The organism is Actinomyces radicidentis, assembly GCF_001553565.1.
In the GTDB taxonomy this organism is placed as follows: Bacteria; Actinomycetota; Actinomycetes; order Actinomycetales; family Actinomycetaceae; genus Actinomyces; species Actinomyces radicidentis.
In genome coordinates this window covers 2,913,541-2,935,990 of record NZ_CP014228.1, presented here as the reverse complement: position 1 = coordinate 2,935,990, position 22,450 = coordinate 2,913,541, and the positions used below count along the sequence as shown (strand labels likewise).

The 22,450-nt window shown below is 72.5% G+C and carries 18 protein-coding genes; 12 read left to right on the top strand and 6 right to left on the bottom strand.

Annotation, left to right across the window (positions count from 1 at the left end):
- Positions 1-7 precede the first annotated feature (7 nt).
- The 3 genes from AXF14_RS12450 to fucP all read left to right on the top strand — a co-directional run bounded on the left by AXF14_RS12450 (position 8) and on the right by fucP (position 3,339).
- Positions 8-1,486, top strand: a complete 1,479-nt coding sequence (locus AXF14_RS12450; RefSeq protein WP_067943680.1) for a rhamnulokinase — start codon at positions 8-10, stop codon at positions 1,484-1,486.
- A gap of 39 nt (positions 1,487-1,525) precedes the next feature.
- On the top strand, positions 1,526-1,954 hold the full coding sequence (locus AXF14_RS12445; protein WP_067944436.1) for an RbsD/FucU family protein: 429 nt from the start codon (positions 1,526-1,528) through the stop codon (positions 1,952-1,954).
- A 104-nt stretch (positions 1,955-2,058) separates the two neighbouring features.
- Entirely contained in the window at positions 2,059-3,339 is a 1,281-nt protein-coding gene (gene fucP, locus AXF14_RS12440) for an L-fucose:H+ symporter permease (RefSeq protein WP_084355721.1), read from the top strand.
- 143 nt (positions 3,340-3,482) lie between these two features.
- On the opposite strand, the gene AXF14_RS12435 is transcribed toward fucP, so the two are convergent.
- Positions 3,483-4,487, bottom strand: coding sequence for a LacI family DNA-binding transcriptional regulator (locus AXF14_RS12435; protein ID WP_084355569.1), 1,005 nt, complete (start codon positions 4,485-4,487; stop codon positions 3,483-3,485).
- Positions 4,488-4,608: 121 nt separating this feature from the next.
- On the opposite strand from AXF14_RS12435, the gene coaD reads away from it, so the two are divergent.
- From coaD to AXF14_RS12405, 6 genes are all read left to right on the top strand, one after another.
- Entirely contained in the window at positions 4,609-5,091 is a 483-nt protein-coding gene (gene coaD, locus AXF14_RS12430; RefSeq protein ID WP_067943676.1) for a pantetheine-phosphate adenylyltransferase, read from the top strand.
- A gap of 46 nt (positions 5,092-5,137) precedes the next feature.
- Entirely contained in the window at positions 5,138-5,752 is a 615-nt protein-coding gene (locus AXF14_RS12425) for an ATP synthase subunit B family protein (RefSeq protein WP_067943675.1), read from the top strand.
- A 150-nt stretch (positions 5,753-5,902) separates the two neighbouring features.
- Positions 5,903-6,499 (top strand): YceD family protein, encoded by a 597-nt coding sequence (locus AXF14_RS12420; RefSeq protein WP_067943673.1) that lies wholly within the window; start codon positions 5,903-5,905, stop codon positions 6,497-6,499.
- On the top strand, positions 6,499-7,293 hold the full coding sequence (gene rnc, locus AXF14_RS12415; protein WP_067943672.1) for a ribonuclease III: 795 nt from the start codon (positions 6,499-6,501) through the stop codon (positions 7,291-7,293). Before AXF14_RS12420 ends, rnc begins: the two co-directional genes overlap by 1 nt.
- A gap of 7 nt (positions 7,294-7,300) precedes the next feature.
- Positions 7,301-8,368, top strand: a complete 1,068-nt coding sequence (mutM, locus tag AXF14_RS12410; RefSeq protein WP_067943671.1) for a bifunctional DNA-formamidopyrimidine glycosylase/DNA-(apurinic or apyrimidinic site) lyase — start codon at positions 7,301-7,303, stop codon at positions 8,366-8,368.
- 153 nt (positions 8,369-8,521) lie between these two features.
- On the top strand, positions 8,522-9,175 hold the full coding sequence (locus AXF14_RS12405) for a response regulator (RefSeq protein WP_067943670.1): 654 nt from the start codon (positions 8,522-8,524) through the stop codon (positions 9,173-9,175).
- 105 nt (positions 9,176-9,280) lie between these two features.
- On the opposite strand, the gene AXF14_RS12400 is transcribed toward AXF14_RS12405, so the two are convergent.
- From AXF14_RS12400 to AXF14_RS12380, 5 genes are all read right to left on the bottom strand, one after another.
- Positions 9,281-11,269 carry a GAF domain-containing sensor histidine kinase gene (locus tag AXF14_RS12400; protein ID WP_067943668.1) on the bottom strand — a complete coding sequence of 663 codons (1,989 nt, stop codon included), beginning with the start codon at positions 11,267-11,269 and terminating at the stop codon, positions 9,281-9,283.
- 3 nt (positions 11,270-11,272) lie between these two features.
- Entirely contained in the window at positions 11,273-13,081 is a 1,809-nt protein-coding gene (gene cydC / locus AXF14_RS12395) for a thiol reductant ABC exporter subunit CydC (protein ID WP_067943666.1), read from the bottom strand.
- Positions 13,078-14,895 (bottom strand): thiol reductant ABC exporter subunit CydD, encoded by a 1,818-nt coding sequence (gene cydD / locus AXF14_RS12390; protein ID WP_211260098.1) that lies wholly within the window; start codon positions 14,893-14,895, stop codon positions 13,078-13,080. Before cydD ends, cydC begins: the two co-directional genes overlap by 4 nt.
- A gap of 249 nt (positions 14,896-15,144) precedes the next feature.
- A complete protein-coding gene (gene cydB, locus AXF14_RS12385) occupies positions 15,145-16,278 on the bottom strand; it encodes a cytochrome d ubiquinol oxidase subunit II (RefSeq protein ID WP_067943664.1) in 1,134 nt (377 codons plus the stop codon).
- A gap of 20 nt (positions 16,279-16,298) precedes the next feature.
- Positions 16,299-17,807 carry a cytochrome ubiquinol oxidase subunit I gene (locus tag AXF14_RS12380; RefSeq protein WP_067943662.1) on the bottom strand — a complete coding sequence of 503 codons (1,509 nt, stop codon included), beginning with the start codon at positions 17,805-17,807 and terminating at the stop codon, positions 16,299-16,301.
- Positions 17,808-18,318: 511 nt separating this feature from the next.
- Between AXF14_RS12380 and AXF14_RS12375 the strand changes: the two genes are divergently transcribed.
- The 3 genes from AXF14_RS12375 to rpmA all read left to right on the top strand — a co-directional run bounded on the left by AXF14_RS12375 (position 18,319) and on the right by rpmA (position 22,336).
- Complete coding sequence (locus tag AXF14_RS12375) at positions 18,319-21,501, top strand: Rne/Rng family ribonuclease (protein ID WP_084355567.1); 3,183 nt, start codon at positions 18,319-18,321, stop codon at positions 21,499-21,501.
- 206 nt (positions 21,502-21,707) lie between these two features.
- On the top strand, positions 21,708-22,028 hold the full coding sequence (rplU, locus tag AXF14_RS12370) for a 50S ribosomal protein L21 (protein ID WP_067943661.1): 321 nt from the start codon (positions 21,708-21,710) through the stop codon (positions 22,026-22,028).
- 50 nt (positions 22,029-22,078) lie between these two features.
- Entirely contained in the window at positions 22,079-22,336 is a 258-nt protein-coding gene (gene rpmA / locus AXF14_RS12365) for a 50S ribosomal protein L27 (RefSeq protein WP_067943658.1), read from the top strand.
- The last annotated feature ends 114 nt before the right edge of the window (positions 22,337-22,450 follow it).

Sequence of the window (22,450 nt, the reverse complement as noted above, 5' to 3'; positions counted from 1 at the left end):
GACGGATATGAGGCACACCGACGGCCGCCCGGTGCAGGCCGGCGAGCACGACGCGCTCGCGCTCGACCTGGGATCCTCCTCCGTGCGAGCGGTCCTGGGGACCCTGCGCGACGGCGTCGTGACCACCGAGGAGATCTTCCGCCTCGGCCACGAGGTGACGACGCAGCAGGACCACCTCGTGTGGGACTTCGAGCGGATCATGCAAGGCGTCCGTCGGAGCCTCGAGATCGCCGAAGAACGCCTCGGCCACGCGCCCGAGAGCGTCGGCGTCGACACATGGGGCGTGGACTACGGCCTGCTGGCCCCGTCTGGCTCCCTGCTCAGAGTGCCGCGCGCCTACCGCGACGCGCGCATGAGCCGCGTCTCTGCCGGCCTCGAGCAGAGGCTCGGCCGTGAGGCGGCCTGGGAGGCCACCGGCGTCCAGCCGCAGGAGATCAACACGTCCTACCAGCTGTTCGCCGACCTCGGTGAGGAACCCCGCCTGCGTGAGCAGGTCGGGCTCGTCCTCCTGCTGCCCGATCTCGTCGCGTACCTCCTGGGTGCGGCACCGGCCGTCGGCCGTGCGATCGCCTCGACGACGGGCCTCGCCACACCGGGTGCGAGCGCGTGGTCGGGAACGGTCCTCGACGCGCTCGAGGTGCCACGCACGTGGCTGCCGGGGCTCGTCGACGACGGCACCGTCGCCGGCCGGACCCCAGGAGGCACCGCGATCGTCCGGCCGGCGGGTCACGACACCGCCTGCGCCGTCCACGCCCTCGGTCTGGCGCCGCGGGACGTCCGCCTGTTCATCTCGAGTGGGTCGTGGAGTCTCATCGGCGCCACGGTCCCAGAACCCGTCATGAGTGCCGCCGCCCGCGACAACGGACTCACCAACGAGGTCCGCACCGACGGAGGCATTCGCCTGCTGCGCAACCTCACGGGCTTCTGGCTCCTCCAGGAGTGCCAGCGGGCCTGGGAGGAGCCAGACACGGGCCGCCTCATGGAGGAGGCGTCGTGCGCCCCATCCCTGGGCGTCGTCGTCAACCCGGACGACCCCGCCTTCGTGCGGCCCGGAGGGATGCCCGCCAGGCTCGCCACCTGGTGTGAGGAGCAATACGGCGTGCGGCCCGAGGGGCGCGGCCAGACCGTCCGCCTCATCATCGAGTCGCTCGCCTGCGCGCACGCCGCCTACGCCGAGCAGCTCGAGCGGGTCGTCGGCGACGCGCTCGATCCCGACTCGCCCATCCACCTGATGGGAGGAGGCGCGCGCAACGACATGCTGGCCGCTATGACGGCCTCCGCCTGCGGGCGCCCCGTCGTGGTCGGCCCCGTCGAGGCCAGCGCCCTAGGCAACATCCTCGCCCAGCTCGAGGCGACCGGTGCTATCTCGAGCATCGAGCGCGGCGACGTCGTGCGCGCCAGCACCGACCAGCGCGTCGTCGAGCCCGGCTCGTCGGCCCCGTTCGACTCCATGCGGGAGCGCCTGCTCGCCGTCACCGCGGGCTGAGCCCCGCACCACCCACCACCACTCACGAAAGGGGCAATGATGCTCCGCAACATCCCGAAGAACCTCTCGCCCGAGCTCGTCAAGATTCTCATGGAGATGGGGCACGGCGACGAGATCCTCCTTGCTGACGCCAACTTCCCGGGCCACCACCTGCACCCCACGACGGTGCGCGCGGACGGGCTGGGCATCCCGGACCTCCTGCGCTCGATCCTGACTCTCATGCCCCTGGACCGCTACAGCGACTACCAGGTGGCCCTCATGGAGACCGTTGGCGACGACCCCCGTCCCGAGGTCTGGGACGTCTACGAGTCGATCTGGAACGAGGCGGAGAAGGAGGCCGGCCCCGTCACGGTGCGCACGATCGAGCGCATGGCGTTCTACAAGCACACGCCCTCTGTCAGCGCCGTCGTGGTCACTGGTGAGACCGCCCTGTACGGCAACCTGATCCTCAAGAAGGGTGTCCTGTGATGGCTGTCCCGACCGCCGGCACCGCCTCGGCTCACGTGCCGAGCACGGACCGTTCCGACGCCGCCCCCGGAAGCGGGCGGGCCTCCGGATTCGTGTACCCGGGGATGCTGGTGCCCTTCATCCTCCTCGTGTCGTGCTTCGCGGCCTGGGGAATGTCAACAGACATGACGGCGCCTCTCGTCAAGGTCTTCCGGTCAGTCTTCTCGATGTCCAACGTCCAGTCCTCCCTCGTGCAGTCCGCCTACTACGGTGCGTACTTCACGCTGGCGATTCCGGCGGCCTTCATCAACAGCCGCCTGGGCTACAAGGGCGGTGTCGTGATTGGACTGACGCTCGCCGCTACAGGCGGTCTGCTCTTCATCCCGGCCGCTCACCTCATGACGTACTCGATGTTCCTGGTAGCGCTGTTCACTCTCGCCGCCGGCCTGTCGATCGTCGAGACGAGCGCCAACCCCTTCGTCATGGCAATGGGACCCGAGCTCAACGCGACGCGGCGCCTCAACTTCGCTCAGGCCTTCAACCCCATCGGTTCCAACCTGGGCGTCCTCATCGCGACCCTGTTCATCCTCCCGCACGTCAACCCGGCGTCGGCGAGCGAGCGGGCGGCCATGAGCCAGCAGGATCTCCTTGCCACCAGGAGCCACGAGCTCCAGGCCGTCATGGGACCCTTCGTCGCCCTGGCATGCCTCTACCTCGGGTTGGCTCTGGCCATCTCCCGGGTCCGGATATCCCCGGAGCGTCGCGCCTCCGGCACGGTGGCCGTCGCAGGCGGTTCGGGTCGCCTCAGCCGCCTCCTGACGAACAGGCGCTACAGCTTCGGCGTCGTCGCCCAGTTCTTCAACGTGGCCGCGCAGACCTGCATCTGGACGTACACGCTCCACTACGTCACCTCCGTCCTGGGACTGTCCGACAAGACCGCCGGCTACTGGCTCCAGGCGAGCCTGCTTGTCTTCCTGGTCTCGCGCTTCATCATGGTGGGGCTCATGGGGCGTATCGACGCGCGCAAGCTCATGGTCACCATGTGCTGCGTCGGCGTGGCACTGGTCGCGTTCGCCATAGTCTCCCGCAACCTGGCGGGTGCGATCGCGATCGTGCTCCTGTCGGCGTGCATCTCGCTGCTGTTCCCGACCATCTACGGAGAGGCTCTCAAGGGGCTCGGCGACGACACGAAGTTCGGGGCGGCAGGACTGGTCATGGCGATCATCGGCGGTGCGATCGTCCCGCTGGTCCAGGGCTGGGTCATCGACTGGTCCTCCCCGGCGTTCTCCTACATCGTGGTGGGAGTCTGCTTCGCCATCGTCGCCGGCTACGGCGTGTTCACGCTGCGTCACTCCGTCCCCGCGGACGACGACACGGTCGACGAGATCATGGAAGGGGCTGTCTGACCCGCCGCTCACACGCACGTCGGGCGCAGACGACGAATCGTCTCGTCAGCGTCAGAGTGTCACAGCGTCAGGCACCGAGCGGGGCCGCGAACTCGCACGGCGGGGCGAGCGGCCCCACTCGCGTGCTGGGCCAACCCGTGGGATCAGACGCTGGCGCCGCCGGTCGACTCGCGGACGATGAGGGCGGGCTCGAGTGCCAACGCGCGGGGATCCCGCCCAGACGCGAGCTCAGCGGACATGGACAGGGCGGTCCTGCCGAGAGTATCGAAGTCTTGGGCGACAGTCGAGAGTGACGGGGTCATCCACGCGGCCTGAGGGATGTCGTCGAAGCCGACGACCGCGACGTCGTCCGGGACCCGCACTCCTGCGGCCAGGAGCACCCGGCAGATGCCCAGGGCGATGTCGTCGTTGGCGGCGAAGATCCCGTCGGGCAGCCCGGTGGCCAGCAGCCGCTCGGCCACGGCCGCCCCGGACGCGGAAGACCAGTCCTCGGTACCGATCCACCGCGCCGGCAGGTCGTGGTCAGCGCAGGTGCTCTGGTAGGCGAACAGCCGCTCGGAGGCGTCCTGCCAGCTTAGGTCGCCCGAGACGTGGACGAGCCGCCTTCGACCGAGGTCGATGAGGTGCTCCGTCGCCAGCCGAGCGCCGAGGGCCTGGTCGATGGACAGCGTCGAGAAGCCCGTGAACGAGTGTGTGCCGGAGATGACCGCGACGACGGGCTTCTCGTTGTGCTCGAGTGCGAGCACCGTGAGGACGTCGGTGCGCTGTGCCAGGACCACGATGCGGTCGACGTGGTAACCGTGGAGGTGGGCGAGTGCACGTCGGACTGAGGCGGGATCGCTCCCGTCAGCCGTTGCGAGGACGACATTGCTCCCCTGCTCTCGCACTGCACGGGCAAGGGCGGAGAACGCGACGGACATGCCGTGGGACAGACCAGCGGTCAGGAGGATCCCGACCGCGCCCGAGGAGCCGGACGCGAGGACGCGCGCGGCGAGGTTGGGCTGATAGCCGAGAGCCTCGATGGCAGCCCGGACGCGGCTCCGAGTCTCAGGACGAACCGACGGGTGGTCGTGGAGCACACGGGAGACGGTCTGGGACGACACTCCCGCGGCGGCCGCAACATCGCTGAGGGTGGCACGAGCGGGCATATCGGGCACTCTAGCGGGACCGCCCGGCCACGAGCCGCTTGGCGCTTCGCGAGACGCGTCACTGCGCCCGACGCGCCCGGCGTGTGGCACGCGCGGCTCGCACGTCGATACCCTGGGGCTCATGACGCTCGCCGTGTACCCCGGAACCTTCGACCCGATCACCCTCGGGCACGTCGACGTCGTCCGCCGGGCCCTCACGGTCTTCGACGAGGTCGTCCTCGGCGTCGCCCAGAACGCCGCCAAGTCCGGCCAGCACCTCTTCCCGGCCGAGCAGCGCGTCGCCCTGGCCCGCGAGGCGCTCGCGAACCTGCCCGGCGCCCGCGTCGACGTCGTCCCCGGTCTCCTCGCCGACTACTGCCGTGAGGCTGGCGCCACCGCGGTCGTCAAGGGCCTGCGCTCTGGCACCGACCTCGACGCCGAGGTCCCCATGGCCCTCCTCAACCGCGACCTCGGCGCCCCCGAGACCGTCTTCCTCGTCGCGGCGCCCGCGCACGCCCACGTCTCCTCCTCACTCGTCAAGGACGTCGCCCGCCACGGCGGCGACGTCTCCGCCCTCGTCCCGGCCGGCGTCCTCGCCGCCCTCACCGAGGCCCTCGGCGCCTGACGCCGCCCACCAGCCCGCACAGCCCACACCTCCGGAAGGACCACTCGTGACCACCACCCCCGACGCCGGCGACGACCTCCTGTCCATCCTCGACGAGCTCGACGAGCTCATCGCGACCTCCCGCTCCATGCCGATGAGCGCCTCCGCCATCGTCAACCGCGACGAGGCCCTCGACCTCATCGACCGCGCCCGCCAGGCCGTCCCGGACACCGTCCACCGGGCCGAGGACATCGTCGCCGGGGCGGACTCCGTCGTCGCCGACGGCCGCGCCGAGTCCGACCGCCTCATCGCTCGCGCCCAGGAGGAGGCCGACCGCCTCGTCTCCAACGAGGCCGTCGTCCGCGCCGCCCACGAGCGCGCCGACCGCATCGTCGCCGCCGCCGAGGACAAGGCCGCCCGCCTGCGCGCCGGCGCCGACCAGTACTCCGACCGCTCCCTCGAGGGCCTCGAGAAGGAGCTCGCCAAGATCGCCGAGCAGGTCCGCCGCGGCCGTGAGGCCCTCGCACCGCGCCTCGCCGAGGCCGGTGACGCCGCCGAGGAGGAGACCGAGGCCGGCTCCGGCTCCACCGCCTCCTCGACCGCACGCCCGGCCCAGCCCTCGCCCGACCTCCAGCGCCGCTTCCCGGGCTGGTCCGTCGACCCCGCCGGCCAGCAGGACTGATCCACCGGCCCGCGCCCTGAGCCACGCGGGCCCAACCACCACGGGAGCCCGCCGCCCGGCCGCACCGACGGCCCCGTGCCCGCTCAGGGCCGATCCACGGTCGGCGGGCGCCCCGCCCCGCAGCCGAACCGTTCCCACCAGGAGGAACCCATGCCCGGACTCGTCGTCGACATCACCGACCTCCCTCAGAAGGCCGGCTCCTTCAAGGACGTCCACGTCGAGACGCCCGCCCCGGCCTACCTCGGCACCGACGTCATCGGCGTCCCCGAGGGCGACCCGGTCGTCCTCGACGCCCAGCTCGTCTCCGTCGACGAGGGCGTCCTCGCCCGCGGCCGCGCGGACCTCCACGTCCACGGCGAGTGCGTCCGCTGCCTGCGCGACCTCGACGACGACCGCACCGTCTCCTTCGACGAGATGTACTTCCTCCCCGAGGCCGCGAGGGCCCAGGCCGCCGAGGGCGACGAGGAGGCCGACGACCTCTTCCTCCTCGGCGACACGACGCTCGACCTCGAGCCCGCCCTGCGCGACGCCCTCGTCCTCGACCTGCCCTTCCGACCCCTGTGCCGCCCGGACTGCCGCGGGCTGTGCCCCGACTGCGGCGATCGGCTCGACGACCTCCCGGACGACCACCACCACGACCACCTCGACCCGCGCTGGAACGCCCTCGCCGGCCTCCTCCAGCCCGAGCGCTCCGCCGACGACGGCGACACCGGCGCCGACGAGGCCGGCGCCGAGGAGAGCGCCTGATGGCGGGCAGCCGCAAGCAGGCTCGGCGCGAGGCCGAGCCCGCCCGGACCGACACTGAGGTTCTCGTCTACCGCTGGGGCGAGCCCGTCGAGCCGGAGCTCCTCGACCTCGCCCTCACCCACCGCTCCTACGCGCACGAGCACGGCGGCCTGCCCACCAACGAGCGGCTCGAGTTCCTCGGCGACGCCGTCCTCCAGATCGTCGTCACCGAGCGGCTCTACACGGACAACCCGGACCTGCCGGAGGGGCAGCTCGCCAAGATGCGGGCCGCCACCGTCTCCGAGCCGGCCCTGGCCGAGATCGCCCGCGACCTGGGTCTCGGCGAGTTCATCCACCTCGGCAAGGGCGAGGCCCTCTCCGGCGGCCGGGACAAGGACTCGATCCTCTCCGACACGGTAGAGGCCCTCATCGGCGCCACCTACCTCACTCACGGCCTTGAGCCCTCCCGCGCCGTCGTCGAGCGCCTCGTCGGCCGCTTCCTCACGGCTGCCCGCACCCGCGGCGCCGGCCTCGACTGGAAGACGAGCCTCCAGGAGCTCGCCGCCGCCCACCGTCTCGGCAACCCCTCCTACGAGGTCGAGGGCGTCGGCCCCGACCACCAGCGCGTCTTCACCGCCCGCGCCGTCGTCGACGGGACCGTGCGCGGCGAGGGCACCGGGTCCTCGAAGAAGACCGCCGAGCACGACGCGGCCGAGGCCGCCTACGCCACCATCCTCGCCGAGCTCGGCGACGGCGGCCTGAGCCTCCCCGGTGTCAACGAGGCCCTGCGCGCCGACCTCACCCGCCGGGCCTGAGCGCGCCGTGCCCGAGCTGCCCGAGGTCGAGGCCGTCCGCGCCGGGCTGGCGCGCCATCTCACCGGGAGGCGCGTCGAGCGCGTCGAGGTCCTCGACGCCCGCCCGCTGCGCCGCCAGGTCGGGGGTGCGCAGGCCTTCGCCGAGGAGCTCACCGGACGGACCGTCACGGCCGCCGTCCGTCGCGGCAAGCGCATGTGGCTGCCCCTCGACGACGGGCGGGCCCTCTCCGCCCACCTCGGCATGTCGGGCCAGCTCCTCGTGCGCGGGACCGCGCCCGCGGAGGCGGATGACGTGCCCGCCGCCGGTGACGCTCACGGCGCCGACGGCGGCGCCTCGCGTGCGGACGCCGAGCGGCACCTCGCCGACGCCGACGCCCCCGCCGTCGACCTCACGGCCACCCGCGCCCCGAGCCTCGTGCGCGACCTCTCGCAGCGGCCCCGCCACCTGCGCGTGCGCCTCCGCCTCTCAACCCTGGCGGGCGACCCGGGCGACGCCGTCCTCCTCGACCTCGTCGACCAGCGCATGCTCGGCGGACTCCACCTCACCGACCTCGTCCCCACCGACGACGGCGCACCCGGGGGAGAGGGATCGCCCGAGCCGCTCCTGCCCGCCGACGCCACCGGCCTCGCCCGGGACCTCCTCGACACGGACCTCGACCGCGCCGCCGTCCTCGCCCGGATCCGGTCCTCGCGCCGCGCCGTCAAGACGATCCTCATGGACCAGGGCGTCGTCTCCGGCGTCGGCAACATCTACGCCGACGAGGGCCTGTGGGCCGCGCGCCTCCACGGACTGCGCCCCGGCGCCGAGGTCGGCCCGCGGGTCGCCGCCCGCCTCCTGGCCGAGACCGCCTCCGTCATGGAGCGGGCCCTCGCCGTCGGCGGTACCAGCTTCGACGCCCTCTACGTCGACGCCGACGGAGCCCCGGGCTACTTCGCGCGCTCCCTGGCCGTCTACGGGCGGGCCGGCCAGCCCTGTCGACGCTGTGGCGCCCTACTGCGCCGCGAGGTCATCGCCGCGCGCTCGCACACCTCCTGCCCGCGCTGCCAGACCCGCCCCCGCCTGCGACGACGCTGACGCGAAGGACGGCACGCCGGGTGCGGCGGACTGACCCAACCGCCAGGAAGACCCTGGCAACCGGGCAGCAGAACGGCCCTCAGGCCCGCCACGAAACCGCGTCAGGACGCCGAGTTTGTGACGTAGGTCCGTGTCGCTGCTACCATCGTCCTCATGCCGAGCCCCACGAGTGCTGAGAACGTCCGCGTCATGATCGTGGACGATCACGAGATCGTCCGCCGCGGGATCGCCGAGATCATCGATCGGGCCGACGGCCTCGACGTCGTCGCCGAGGCGGGCTCCCGCGCCGAGGCCGTCCGCCGCGCCGAGCTCGTGCGCCCGGACGTCGTCCTCGTCGACCTCCAGCTGCCCGACGGCACCGGCATCGAGCTCATGCGCGAGCTCCACGACTCCGTGCCGAACGCCCTGCCGATCGTCCTCACCTCCTTCGACGACGACGAGGCCCTCGCCGAAGCGCTCGACGCGGGTGCCCGCGCCTACCTCCTCAAGACCGTCCACGGCGCTGAGATCTCCGACGTCGTCAAGGCCGTGGCCTCCGGTCGCGTCCTCCTCGACGAGCGCACCGTGACCCGCCGTCGCGCCGACCACGACGACCCCACCGCCGACCTCACCAACGCCGAGCGCAAGGTCCTCGAGCTCATCGGTGACGGCCTGTCCAACCGCGAGATCGGGGAGCGTCTCGGCGTCGCCGAGAAGACCGTCAAGAACCACATCACCTCGCTCCTGGCCAAGATGGGCCTCCAGCGCCGCACCCAGGTCGCCGCCTGGGTCGCCGGGCAGCGCGCCTCCGGCTGGCGCAACGGCTGAGACCGCCCGGCAGCACCGGCGCACAGCACGACGAGGGCCCCCACCCGCACGGGTGGGGGCCCTCGCTGCTGCCCGCGTCCGTGGCTCGGAGGGGGAGCCCCGCGCTTAGCGGCGGCGGCCCGAGGTGTCCAGCGGGACCCGCCAGGTGAAGCAGGTGCCGCGGCGTTCACCGTCCGAGTGCGCGCGCGGGCCGATGACGAAGGTGCCCCCGTGGCGGCGTGCTCGCTCGGCCATGTTCGCCGTCCCCGAGCGGCGCGTCACCGCGGGGTCGACGCCGACGCCGTCGTCGCGGCACACGATCTCGACGACCGGGTGCTCCGCGGGCCCGAGCGAGCCCTCGACGTCAGGGGCTGCGGGCGCGCCGCCGGCCACCTCAGCGCCGTCGACGAGGACCGAGCCGCCAGGGAGGACGCCGGTGAGGAGGATATCGACGGTGGCCGAGGAGGCGTGGGCGTGCCGCGCGATGTTGGACAGGCCCTCGCGGACGACGGCGACCATGTCGTCGGCGACGTCCGGGTCGACGGCGGCTTCGACCGCGTCGATGAGCTCGTCCTCGGCGTCGCGCTCGGCGGCTTTGGACACGTCCTGGCCGTCGACCGAGAGCACGAGCGAGGGGGCGTAGCCGAGCGAGGTGCGCGCCAGCGAGGCCTCGCGCCGGAGCCGCTCGACGACGCTCACGTCCTCGTCGCGGTCCCGCAGGGAGCGGACGATGGAGCGGATCTGGCCGACCGAGTCGTCGACGGCGGCGAGCGAGGAGTCCAGCGCCGCGCACACGGCCTCGACGTCGAGGGACTCGCCGGGCGCGCGGTCCCGCAGGCGCTGCTTCGCCGCCGTGATCTGCATGCCGGTCGCGAAGAGCTGCTGGATGGCGAGGTCGTGGAGGTCGCGGCCGATGCGGGCGCGCTCGTCGAGGAGGGTCGCCATCTCCTCGGCGTGCTTGGCGTCGGCGAGCTCGAAGGCCATCGTCGCCTGCCCCGCGACGAGCTCGGCGATCTCGAGGTCCTTCTCGGTGAAGACGGGCGAGCCCACCTCGCGCAGCAGCAGCATGACGCCGACGCCGCGACCGCGGTGGATCATCGGGGCGTAGAGGGCCGGACCGAAGACGGACAGGGCGGACACCTTGAGGTCGTCGGCGCCCCAGGCGTCGTGGAGCGAGGGGACGAGGAAGCCGGCCTGGTGGTCGAGGGTGGACAGGGCCCGGCCGTCCCGTGGGAAGGGGACGCCGATCAGCTCGTCGGCCCGCTCGCCGTCGGCGATCTCGCAGACCCAGGAGTCCCCGACGCTCGGCAGGACGAGGACGCTCGTCGAGGCGTGCGCGACCTCGCGGACGCGGTGGGCGATGAGGGTGAGGGCGTCGTCCTCGTCGGCCCCGGAGAGCAGGAGGGTGGTGAGCTCCTGGGAGACGCTCATCCACTGCTCGCGGTCCCGGGCCTCCCGGTACAGGCGTGCGTTCTCGACGGCGAGGGCGGCGGCCTCGGCGAGGGTGAGGACGGTCGTGACGTCGTCGGGGCCGAAGCCGCCCGCCTTGTCGCACAGGTAGAGGCGGCCGTAGACCTGTCCGTGGGCGCTCAGCGGCGCCGAGAGGAGCGAGCCGGAGCCCTCGCCCTCGATGGCGCCGGTGAAGGCCGAGGCGGCACCGAGGTCGTTGGCGATGACGACGCCGCCCTCGGCCGGGCCCGTCGGCACGGCGTCGTGGAGCATGTCGTGGAGGGAGTCCGTGTCCGTCGTGGCGGCCCCCGACGAGACGGGGTCGTCCGGGTCGACGGCGACGTCGGCCTGGTGCCGCACGGCGATGGTGCCCCAGGCGGCGCCCGTGATGGAGCAGGCCGAGGAGACGAGTCGCTGGAGCGCCTCGGGGACCTCGAGGGAGCTGGTGAGGCGCAGGGCGGCCTGGAGGAGCGCGGCGGCGCTCTGCGACCCGGAGCCGGCGTCCGCGCCCGCCGACGCCGCGGCGGAGCGCGTCGAGGCGAGGTGGTCGGCGTGGACGGCGTAGGCGAGCGAGCCGATCCCCGCGGGGTCGCCGGGGCTGGGGCCCGTCGGTGCGACGCGGCGCTCGGGCTCCGTCGACCGGCTCGTGGTGCTCGGCTGGCTCATGCCTCAGACCTCCTGGGTCTCGTGCTCCTCCTGCTCCAGGGACCAACGGTATCCCGCGTCGGTGGCGGCCAGGTCGGCGTGCGAGCCGCGGCGCAGGACGGTGGCGGGCCGACCGGCCTCGGTCCGCCCCACCATGAGGACCTCGTCGGCGTGGGCGAGGGCGGACAGGCGGTGGGTGACGAGGAGGACGCCGCGGCGGGACGCCGGGTCCTCCGCGAGGCCGGCGTCGAGGAGGTCGGCGACGAGACGGTCGGCCGTCTCGGCGTCGAGGTGCTCGCCGGGCTCGTCGAGGAGCATGAGCGGGGTCGGCGCGGCCAGGGCCCGGGCGAGGAGGAGTCGGCGGCGCTCGCCGCCCGAGACGGTCGTCCCGTCCGAGCCGAGCGGCGTGTCGAGGCCGTCGGGCAGGGCGGCGAGCCAGGCGCCGAGGCCGGCGCGCTCGAGGAGGGCGGTGGCCTCCTCGGGCCGGAGGGCACCGTGGGCGACGCGCAGGTTCTCCAGGACGGTCGTGTCGAAGACGTGGGCGTCCTCGGCGGTGAGCGTGATCCGGGCGGCCACCTCGGTGCGCTCGCCTGCCCAGGGGCTGACGCCGTCGAGGGTGAGCTCGCCGTCCTTGGGTTCGAGGAGCCCGGCCAGGGTGAGGAGGAGGGTCGTCTTGCCGATGCCGGAGGGTCCGACGATCGCGAGGCGGTCGCCGGGGGCGAGGTCGAGGTCGATGCCCTCGGCGACGACCGGGCCCCCCGGCCAGCCGACGGCGAGGCCGCGGGCGCGCAGGCGCGGGCCGCCCGTCGTGACGGCGGGCAGGTCGTGGGTCTCGGGGACCTCGGCGGCGGAGGCCTCGGCCCGGTCGACGAGCTCGACGATCCGCACGGCGGCGCCCGCGGACTTGATGAGCTGGACGGAGGCGGGACCGAGGTTGGCGGTGGCCTCGAAGGCGGACAGCGGGACGAGGACGATGACGGCGAGCCAGACCTCGCCGATGCGTCCGCTCGTTACCGCGGGCACGCCCACGATGAGGCTACCGAGGACGGACAGTCCCATGGCCAGCACGTCGATCGCGGCCGCGGCGGCGGCGGGACGGGCGGCGCGGTCGCGGGTGGCGGCGAGGTGCTCCTCGACGCCTGCGAGTGAGTCCATGACGCGGGGCATGCGGCCGGAGACGGAGAGCTCGCTGCCGCCGTCGAGGGCGGTGAGGACGGTGGCGGACAGGTCGGTGGTCTGCTCCTGGCGGGCGAGCTCGGCCGCGCGGGCGGAGCGCATCGTGATGAGTGGGCCGCCGACGCCGGACAGGAGGAGGCACAGGCCGAGGATGACGCCGGCCGGCCAGTAGACGAGGCCGACGCCGACGGCGGTGAGGAGACCGACGCTCGCGGCCACGGCCATCGGCAGGTAGGAGCGCACGACGAGGTCGCCGACGGCGTCGACGTCCGCGCCGACGCGGGCGAGGACGTCGCCGCGGCGCAGGCCCGCCACCGTGTCCGTGCGGGAGCCGGCGAGGATCTCGTAGAGGTGGGTGCGCAGTGCGTTCATGCCGCGCAGGGCCGTGTCGTGGGAGACGAGGCGCTCGCAGTAGCGCAGCACGGAGCGCGAGACGCCGAAGAGGCGCACCATGACGGGCGCGACGCCGAGCGCGATGACGTCGGGCATCTGGGAGGCCCGGGCGATCATCCAGGCGGCGACGCCGGACAGGCCGAGGGCGCTGAGCAGCCCGAGGCCGCCCAGGGCGACGGAGGCGGCGAAGCGGCCGCGGTCGAGGTCGAGGAGCCGGACGGCGCGGCGCAGGGCGCGGCGCTCGGTCGGGGTCAGGGCGCTCACAGGGCGGCCTCCTCGTCAGTGGTGCCGGCGGGCTCGGAGAGCAGCGAGGGCTCGCTCGGGGTGCCTGCGGCGACGGAGCCGCGGGCCGGTGCGTCGTCGCCGTCCCGGCTGTCCTGGTCGTCCTCGCCCGCGCTCAGGAGCTCGGGGGCGGGGGAGGAGGTGACGGTGATGACGTCGTCGGCCATGGCGAGGAGGGAGGCGCGGTGGGCGATGACGAGGACGGTGCGGCCGGCCTCCCGGAGCGCGGCGACGCCGTCGAGGACGTGGCTCTCGCTGGCTGCGTCGAGGTGGGCCGTGGGCTCGTCGAGGACGATGAGCGGGGTGGTCGCGACGAGGGCGCGCGTGAGGGCGAGGCGCTGTCGCTGGCCGACGGACAGACCGACGCCGCCCTGTCCGACGGGCGTCTCCCAGCCGGCCGGGAGGACCGCGAGGACCTCATCGAAGCCGGTCGCGTGCGCGGCGGCGGCGAGCGCGGGGGAGCCGGCGGCGCCGGGCGCCTGGGCGGCGTCCTCGCCGAGGACGTTGCTCAGGACGGTGCCGGGCACGAGGACGGGGCGCTGGGGGACCCAGGAGATCTGCTCCCACCAGGACTCGGCGGTGACGTCGGCGAGGCTGACGGGCTCGCCGTCCTCGGGGACGACGAGGACGCGGCCGTACTCGGCCGGCAGGAGGCCGAGGAGGACCTGCGTCGTCGTGGTCTTGCCGGCTCCGGAGGCGCCGGTGAGGGCGACGAGGCGGCCTGGGCGGATCTCGGCGGTGAGCTCGTGGGGCGCCCAGGCGCCGCGGGCGGCGACGGACAGGCCCTCGACGCGGATGGCGGAGCGGGACAGGTCCGCGGCGGGGACGTCGCCGTGCTCGGGCAGCGGGGTCTCCAGGACCTCGAAGACGGCGTCGGCGGCGGCGACGCCGTTGGCGGAGGCGTGGAACTGGAAGCCGACCTGGCGCAGCGGCGCGTAGACCTCGGGGGCGATCATGAGGACGAAGAGACCGGTCTCGAGTCCCATCTTGCCGAAGATGAGGCGGAAGCCGATCTCGACGGCGATGATCGCGACGGACAGAGTGGTGATGAACTCGAGGACGGCGCCGGAGAGGAAGGCGACGCGCAGGGTGGACATCGTGGTCCGGTTGTAGGCGCGGCCGAGCTCCTTGACCCGACGGGCGGGTCCCTTCTCACGGCCGAGGGCCTTGAGGGTGGGCAGGCCGGCGAGGAGGTCGAGCACCTGTCCGCCGAGCTTCTCCATGGCGACGAGTCGGTCCGCCGAGTGCTTCTGCGTCAGCCTGCCGATGAAGATCATGAAGATCGGGATGAGGGGGATCGTGCAGGTCACGGCGATCGTGGAGGGCACGTCCTGGGTGAGCATGACGAGGCCGGTGAGCGGCGTGACCGTGGCGGCCAGGAGCAGCTGGGGCAGGTAGCGCGTGAAGTAGGGCTCGAAGTCGTCCAGGCCGCGGGTGAGGAGGGTGGCGGTGTCGGCGCCGTGGACGGCCTGCCAGCGCGGCCCGAGGGCGGCGGCGTGGGAGAGGACCTGCTCGCGCAGGTCGATGGTCGTCTCGACGGCGGCCCGGTGCGCGAGGGCCTCCTGGACGTAGAGGACGAGGACGCGGCCGAGGACCACCGCGGCGAGCGCGATGACGAGCGGCCGGACCGTGCTCCAGTCGGCGGTGCGGCCGACGACGGGGGAGACGGAGCGCGAGATGAGGAAGGCCTGCGCGATGACGAGCAGGGCGGTCAGCGTCCCGGTCACGGCCGTGATGATGATGTAGCGCCGGGCAGCGCGCGCGTAGCGCATGAGCCGGGGGTCCAGTGGCTTCACCTCGTCAGGATATGCGCGCCCGAAGGGTGTTCCGGCCAGTGACGGCGTGCCCCGCACCTCATTTCTCCCGGTCGGTTCCGGAGGGTGTGACGCGGTGGCGCCATCGGCGTGGAGCAGTGGTCCGAGGGGCGTCGAGGGCCCCGGGGCGACGGGCGCGCGAACGGGGCGAGGGCCCGTCCCGCCGTTCGGCGGGACGGGCCCTCGTGGGTCCTGACGGTGCGGCTGCCCGGCGGGCGGCCGACGTGGGCGTCAGTAGCCGATCGCGGCCTCCGGCTGGGCGGAGTCGCGGACTCGCTTCGGGTCGAGACCGCCCTCGGCGGGGTTGACCTTGGACGGGTCGATGCGGCGCGAGAACACCTTGTAGCCCCAGATCGTGTAGAAGAGCACGACCGGGACGAAGACGATCGCGGCGACCGTCATGATGATGAGGGTCGTGTCCGTCGAGGCGGCCTGCTGGTAGGTCAGCGAGTAGGCCGGGTCGATGGAGGAGCGCATGACGTCGGGGGCCATCGTGGCGAAGATGAAGGCGACGGCCCCGCCGATGCCGGCGAAGTGGAGCCCGAAGGCGAGGCCCTCGCGACCCTGGTACGTCACGGCGAGGGACGCGATGAGCGCGACCGCCGCGATGACGAGGGGCAGCCAGGACAGGCCGTTGGGGGAGTAGGCGAGCTGCGCCCACAGGGCCCACACGGCGGTGACCGCGGTGGACACGAGGGCCGACTTCTTGGCGAAGGCCAGGGCGCGCTCGTGGAGGTCGCCCTGGGTCTTGAGCGCGATGAAGAGGGCGCCGTGGGTGAGGAACAGCGTGCAGGTGACGACGCCGCCCAGGATGGTGAACGGGGTCAGCAGGCTGAGGAAGCCGCCGGTGAGCTGGTTCGAGGCGCCGGCCATGAGGCTGTCGGTGGCGACCTGGGAGGCCGGGACGACCTCACCGGTCCCGGTCATGACGACCTCGATCTTCATGCCCTGGACCATGTTCGCGAAGGCGACGCCCCACACGATGGAGGGGATCCAGGCGGCGACGGTGTGGATCCAGTCCCAGCGGTCGCGCCAGGCCTGGTCGTTGATCTTGCTGCGCCACTCGATGGCGCACACGCGCACGATGAGGCACAGGAGGATGAGGAAGAGGGCGACGTAGGCGCCGGAGAAGAGGGTGCCGTACCACTCGGGGAAGGCCGCGAAGGTCGCGCCGCCGGCGGTGAGGAGCCAGACCTCGTTGCCGTCCCAGTGCGGGCCGATGGCCTGCATCATCGAGCGGCGGTCGCGCTCGTCCTTTCCGAGGACGTGGAGGAGCATGCCGACGCCGAAGTCGAAGCCCTCGAGGGTGAGGTAGCCGGTCCACAGGACCGCGATGAGGATGAGCCAGAGGATGGAGAGAGTCATGGTGTGTTCCTTCTTCCGACTCAGTACTGGAAGGACAGGGCGGGGGCGGGCTTGCCGTCCTCACTGCCCCTCGACTCGGACGCGACGGTCTCGGCGGTCTGGGTCCGGACGCCCTCGCGGATGTAGCGGCGCTCGAGCACGAACCAGACGACGCCGAGGGCGGCGTACAGGAGGGTGAAGATGATCATCGAGGCCAGGACGGTGCCCGAGGCGACGACGGTGGAGACGCCGTCGGAGGTCAGCATGAGGACCTGGGAGACGGGGTCGGAGATGTTGGGGACGACGATCCAGGGCTGACGGCCCATCTCGGTGAAGATCCATCCGAAGGAGATGCCGATGAAGGGGAGCCACATGAGGCCGAGGGCGGTCTTGCCGGCCGCCGGGCCGCGGATGAGGCGGTCGCCCCGGATGAGCCACAGCGCGATGAGGCCGAGGAGCATGGAGAGCATGCCCAGGCCGATCATGAGGCGGAATGACCAGAAGGTGATCATGACGTCAGGCGTGAAGTCGACGTCGGAGCCGACCTGGGCGCCGTAGCGCTCGGTGTACATCTGCTGGGCCTGGTTGAGGCCCATGACCTCGGCGTTCGGGTCGTTGGTCGCCATGAAGGAGTAGACCTTCGGGACCGTGATGACCTTGGTGACGCCGGACTCGCAGTCGCCGAAGGCTGCGACGGTGAAGCCCGCGCCGGACTCGGTGTCGCACAGTGCCTCGGCGGCGGCCATCTTGAAGGGCTGCTCGCGGGTGATGATCTGGCCCATGACGTGACCGGAGCCGGCGGTGACGAGGCCGCCGATGATCATCGCGATGGCGCCGAACTTGGTGAGGCGGCGCCAGAGCTCGCGGGCCTCGAACTCCTGGTTGGCGCGGGCGGCGCGGCCCATCCACCACACGGAGACGCCGAGGACGACGGCACCGGCGGTGAGGAGGGAGGAGAAGAGGGTGTGGAGGAAGGTCGTCCACAGCAGGGAGTTGGAGAGGACGTGGAAGAAGCCGGAGACGCCGTCGAGCTCGGCGCGGCCGGTCGTCTCGTTGAGGACGGCGCCGACCGGGTGCTGCATCCACGAGTTGGCCGCGAGGATGAACAGCGCGGAGAACTGGGTGCCGATCGCGACGAGCCACATGCAGGCGTTGTGCATCTTGGCTGAGAGGCGGTCCCAGCCGAAGATCCACAGGCCCAGGAAGGTGGACTCCAGGAAGAAGGCGAGGAGGGCCTCGAAGGCGAGGGGGGCGCCGAAGATGTTGCCGACGAAGCGGGAGTACTCGGACCAGTTCATGCCGAACTGGAACTCCTGCACGATGCCGGTGGCGACGCCGAGCGCGAAGTTGATGAGGAGGATCTTGCCGAAGAACTTCGTCGCGACCTTCCACTGCTCGTTGCCGGTGCGGTTGTAGTTCGTCTCCATCAGGGCGACGAGGGGCGCGAGGCCGATCGTCAGCGGGACCAGGATGAAGTGGTAGACGGTCGTGATGCCGAACTGCCACCGAGCGAGGTCGAGGGAGTCCAGCGCCATCGGTGCGATGACCATCAGCGCCACCTTTCGAAAGGGATGATGAGAATCATAGGAACTTCCGCGATGTTGCTCGCGGAGGGATATGCGGAGTCTATCCGCGCAGGTAAAGCGACGCCGCGTAAGAACCTCCGAGGGAGGGTGAATTCGCGGGTGTGAGCGTCGACTCAGACCGTTCGGCGGCACCGAACTGGGACCTCGGTCCCGTACGCCCGTGGCGAGACGGGACCCGCCGAGGCGGTCGTGAACGGTCCGGAGTGGCGGCCGTGTGGGATACTCCTTCCGACCCCGAGTGCCTCGTACCGGCGCCCGGTGTCCGAACCCCGACGCCGACCCGTCCGGGAACCTGCGCCGCCGTCGCGATGACGAGCGTCGCCGCGGTCCCGGCTCGTGAGTCAGGCCGCCGGGGCCGGCGCCCGCAGGCGCACACACAGACTTTCCCCCTGCTCCCCGCCGCGCGGGGAGCGAGACCGCGCCCTACGCGCCGCGGGTACGGCGGTCGCGGGGCGCTCGGAGAGTGCAACGCACCATGACTCCTGACAACAGCACCCCTGAGAACGCGCCCGAGAACGAGCAGGCCGCCCGGCTCGCCGCGGACGCTCCGTCGACCGAGGCTCAGTCCGAGCCCCGGGCGGAGGAGCGCCCCAAGCGGCGCCGCCGCAAGGCCACCGCGAGCCAGTCCGCGCCGGAGAAGGCCCCGCAGGCGCCCGCCGTCGAGCTCGCCCCGGCCCCCGCCGCCGGGACCGCCGTGGAGGAGGTCGTGCAGGCCGCCGGGGCGGAGAGCGAGCCCCAGGCTGAGCCCGGGGCTGAGTCGGTCGCTCCTTCGCGCCCCAAGCGCCGTCGTCGCGCCACCGCCGCCCAGGCCGCCCCCGAGGCCGCCGCCCCCGCCGACGAGCACCCCGTCCTCGCGTCCGCCGACGCGGCGGCCGAGCCCGGGGCTCCCGTCGAGTCGGCCGAGCGGGGTCACGCTGACGAGACGGTCGACGTCGAGGCGTCCGAGCCGGCCGTCGACGACACCCCCGCCGGGTCGGCGGACGAGTCGGACGACGAGGCCGAGGTCGATGCGGAAGACGAGCCGCAGGGTGAGGGTGATGGTGACGACGAGGAAGGTGGTGACGAGCCCGTCCTCCCGGCCGCCTCCCTGCTCTTCCAGACGCCCGACCCGACCCGCGCGCGCCGTCGGCGTCGCGCCACCGCCGCCACTGGCAGCCCCAAGGCCGCCCCGGCCGCCGTGCAGTCCTCCTTCGGCGCCGGCGCCGACGAGGGTGACGAGGAGGAGGCGCTGAAGCGCGCGCGACGTTCGTCGCGCAAGGCCTCTGGCGAGAAGGCTTCCTCCTCGCAGGACAACGGTTCCGAGACCGTCGAGGAGGAGTCGGCTCCCAAGGGCCGCGGCCGCCGTCGCCGCAAGGTCACGGCCGAGGCCGCCGCCCCCGAGCACGTCGAGGAGGCCCCCGGGACCCCGGCCTCCGACGACGCCGACGAGGCCGAGGACCGCTCCACGGGCGCCGCGGAGGAGCCGTCGAAGGGGCGTGGCCGCCGTCGCCGCAAGGCCCGCTCCGGCCGTTCAGCCGACGCGCAGGACGACGGCGAGAGCACCTCCACCGATGACGAGGAGGACGAGAGCGTCGAGGACGCCGACTCCGAGGGCTCCGACGACGCCCAGGAGAGCGGCTCCGGCCGCCGCAAGCGCCGCCGCGGCGGACGGGGCCGTCGCTCCCGGTCCCGCGGTGACGACCGCGGCTCCGACGAGTCCTCGGAGGACGAGGACTCCGAGCAGCCCGACGCCGACGCCTCCGCCGACGACGGCGAGCCCGGCGAGGACTCCGGCGACCAGGGGAGCGTTTCCGGCTCCTCGCGCCGTCGTCGTCGTCGCTCCCGCTCCCGCTCTGACTCCGGCCGCGAGGGCCGCGACGTCCGCGACGAGGTCACCGCCCTCAAGGGCTCCACCCGTCTCGAGGCCAAGCGCCAGCGCCGCCGCGAGGGGCGCGCCGCCGGGCGCCGCCGTCCCGTCGTCACCGAGGCCGAGTTCCTCGCCCGCCGCGAGAGCGTCGACCGCCAGATGATCGTGCGCGAGCAGGACGGCCTCAACCAGATCGCCGTACTCGAGGACGGGCTCCTCGTCGAGCACTACGTCGCGCGCCACACGCAGACCTCCATGGTCGGCAACGTGTACGTCGGCCGCGTCCAGAACGTCCTGCCCTCGATGGAGGCCGCCTTCGTCGACCTCGGCAAGGGCCGCAACGCCGTCCTCTACGCCGGCGAGGTCAACTGGGACGCCGCCGGGATGGAGGGCAAGCCGCGCCGCATCGAGGACGCTCTCAAGAGCGGCGACACCGTCCTCGTCCAGGTCACCAAGGATCCGATCGGCCACAAGGGCGCCCGCCTCACGAGCCAGATCACGCTCGCGGGCCGCTACCTCGTCCTCGTCCCCGGCGGCTCCATGACGGGCATCTCCCGCAAGCTGCCCGACACCGAGCGCGCCCGCCTCAAGAGGATCCTCAAGCGCATCGTCCCCGACGACGCCGGCGTCATCGTGCGCACGGCCGCCGAGGGCGCCACCGAGGAGCAGCTCAAGTCCGACGTCGACCGCCTCGCCAAGCAGTGGGAGTCCATCGACAAGAAGTCGAGCGCCGTCCTCAAGGGCTCCGGCAAGGCCCCCGTCCTCCTCAAGGGCGAGCCCGAGCTCGCGGTGCGCGTCGTCCGCGACGTCTTCAACGAGGACTTCGGCAAGCTCATCGTCCAGGGCCCCGATGCCTGGAAGACGATCAGCGAGTACGTCACCGACGTCAGCCCGGACCTCGCCGAGCGCCTCGAGCACTGGGTGAGCGCCGAGGACGTCTTCACCGCCCACCGCGTCGACGAGCAGCTCGCCAAGGGCTTCGACCGCAAGGTCTGGCTGCCCAGCGGCGGCACGCTCATCATCGACCGCACCGAGGCCATGACCGTCATCGACGTCAACACCGGCCGCTTCACCGGGGCCGGCGGCACGCTCGAGGAGACCGTCACCCGCAACAACATCGAGGCCGCGGAGGAGATCGTCCGGCAGCTGCGCCTGCGCGACATCGGCGGCATGGTCGTCATCGACTTCGTCGACATGGTCCTCGAGTCCAACCGCGACCTCGTCCTGCGCCGCCTCGTCGAGTGCCTCGGACGCGACCGCACCCGCCACCAGGTCACCGAGGTCACGAGCCTCGGCCTGGTCCAGATGACCCGCAAGCGCGTCGGCCAGGGCCTCGTCGAGGCCTTCTCCACGCAGTGCGAGGAGTGCGGCGGACGCGGCTTCATCGTCCACGAGAACCCCGTCGAGAACCAGCAGGCCGACATGTCCGCCTCTGCCTCGCGCGGCTCGGGCTCCGGCCGGGGCCGCGGGCGCGGCAAGGGCGGTCAGTCCGGCCAGGAGCGCTCCGGCTCGCGCAAGGGGGGCAAGGGCTCCGAGGGCGCCGAGAAGGAGGGCGCCGAGGTCTCCGTCGACGAGCAGGACGACGCGACCCGCGAGGCCGTGCGCCGCTCGCTCGCCCAGATCGCCGCTGCCGCCGAGCAGGCTCACAAGGAGCAGGCGGAGCAGCCCGAGCCGGTTGTGGAGCCCGAGCAGCCCAGCGAGCAGCCCGCCGAAGAGCCGACGGACACCGCGTCCGAGCCGTCCGAGGAGGCCGCTGAGGCTCCTGTGACGGATGAGACGGCGCCCGCCGCCGAGGACCCTGCGGGTGAGTGACGCCGTGACTCCGCACGGCGGCGGTTCGCACCGTCGCCGTGCGGAAGAACACAGGAGGCTGCCCGGGATCCGGGTTGGTCCCACGGTGTCGATCGCATAAAGTGGTCCGCCGGTGCGTTCTTGCACCGAAGCCCAGGAGACAGCCCTCCCGTCCTCCCGCCCACGAGCGCGGAGCCCGGCGGAGAGCGTCCTAAGATACGACAGAATTGAGCATTCAAGTGGTCTACGCGATCGTCAAGGCCGGCGGCCGTCAGGAGAAGGTCTCCGTCGGCGACGTCGTGGTTGTCGACAAGCTTGCCGGCAAGATCGGTGACGAGGTCTCCCTCGCCCCCGTCGTGCTGGTGGACGGCGACAAGGTGACCACCGCCGCTGCCGACCTGGCCAAGGCCTCCGTCACCGCCGAGATCGTCGGCGACGAGAAGGGCCCCAAGATCAACATCCTCAAGTTCAAGAACAAGACGGGCTTCCGCAAGCGCCAGGGTCACCGCGCCAAGCTCACGGCCGTCAAGGTCACCGCGATCAAGTGACCGCCCTCGCGGCATCCTGAACGTTCAGCTCGAGAGAAAGAAGCCTCACCATGGCACACAAGAAGGGTCTTGGTTCCTCCCGCAACGGCCGTGACTCGAACGCGCAGCGCCTCGGCGTCAAGCGCTTCGGCGGCCAGTTCGTCGGCGCCGGCGAGATCATCGTCCGTCAGCGCGGCACCCACTTCCACCCCGGCGACAACGTGAGCCGCGGCAAGGACGACACCCTGTTCGCCACCGCCGACGGCAACGTCGAGTTCGGCACGCACCACGGCCGCAAGGTCGTCAACGTCGTGCTCGCTGAGGCCTGAGCCTCACAACTCAAGCACCACCGCGCGAGGGCGAACGGCTTCGGCCGTCCGCCCTCGCGCCGCGTCCGGGCCCTGCAGCGCACCAGGGCGCGCGGACGCCACCACCACAGCCAC

Coding starts and splice junctions, on each gene's coding strand:
- AXF14_RS12420 (WP_067943673.1), top strand. CDS start 5,903: ATGCCCGGACTCGTCGTCGACATCACCGACCTCCCTCAGAAGGCCGGC.
- AXF14_RS12375 (WP_084355567.1), top strand. CDS start 18,319: ATGACTCCTGACAACAGCACCCCTGAGAACGCGCCCGAGAACGAGCAG.
- cydB (WP_067943664.1), bottom strand. CDS start 16,278: ATGACTCTCTCCATCCTCTGGCTCATCCTCATCGCGGTCCTGTGGACC.
- AXF14_RS12380 (WP_067943662.1), bottom strand. CDS start 17,807: ATGGTCATCGCACCGATGGCGCTGGACTCCCTCGACCTCGCTCGGTGG.
- AXF14_RS12405 (WP_067943670.1), top strand. CDS start 8,522: ATGCCGAGCCCCACGAGTGCTGAGAACGTCCGCGTCATGATCGTGGAC.
- AXF14_RS12435 (WP_084355569.1), bottom strand. CDS start 4,487: ATGCCCGCTCGTGCCACCCTCAGCGATGTTGCGGCCGCCGCGGGAGTG.
- coaD (WP_067943676.1), top strand. CDS start 4,609: ATGACGCTCGCCGTGTACCCCGGAACCTTCGACCCGATCACCCTCGGG.
- rnc (WP_067943672.1), top strand. CDS start 6,499: ATGGCGGGCAGCCGCAAGCAGGCTCGGCGCGAGGCCGAGCCCGCCCGG.
- AXF14_RS12400 (WP_067943668.1), bottom strand. CDS start 11,269: ATGAGCCAGCCGAGCACCACGAGCCGGTCGACGGAGCCCGAGCGCCGC.
- rpmA (WP_067943658.1), top strand. CDS start 22,079: ATGGCACACAAGAAGGGTCTTGGTTCCTCCCGCAACGGCCGTGACTCG.
- fucP (WP_084355721.1), top strand. CDS start 2,059: ATGCTGGTGCCCTTCATCCTCCTCGTGTCGTGCTTCGCGGCCTGGGGA.
- AXF14_RS12450 (WP_067943680.1), top strand. CDS start 8: ATGAGGCACACCGACGGCCGCCCGGTGCAGGCCGGCGAGCACGACGCG.
- AXF14_RS12445 (WP_067944436.1), top strand. CDS start 1,526: ATGCTCCGCAACATCCCGAAGAACCTCTCGCCCGAGCTCGTCAAGATT.